The sequence below is a fragment of the Bacillus cereus group sp. N14 genome (assembly GCF_016483555.1).
Lineage (GTDB): Bacteria > Bacillota > Bacilli > Bacillales > Bacillaceae_G > Bacillus_A > Bacillus_A wiedmannii.
The window spans coordinates 1-240 of sequence record NZ_JAEHBQ010000130.1 but is presented as its reverse complement, the minus strand read 5'-3'; the positions used below and the strand labels follow the sequence as shown (position 1 = coordinate 240).

The following is a 240-nucleotide window of genomic DNA, read 5'->3' as shown; positions in this document are numbered from 1 at the left end:
CAAATCCCATGCCAATCATGCATAACTACCAAATTCCAAATATGATGCCGATAATGGATAACAACCAAATGCCAAATATGATGCCAATCATGGATAAAAATCAAATGCCAAATATGATGCCAATCATGGATAATAATCAAATGCCAAATATGATGCCGATAATGGATAATAATCAAATGCCAAATATGATGCCGAAAAAGGAGAAAAAACAACAGCCTAAAATGAAGCAGAAAAAGCATA

1 pseudogene is annotated in these 240 nt (G+C 33.3%); it reads left to right on the top strand.

What is annotated here, in order from left to right:
• Window positions 1-240 (top strand): annotated as a pseudogene (locus JDS82_RS29405) (peptigoglycan-binding protein LysM); the annotation flags it as partial.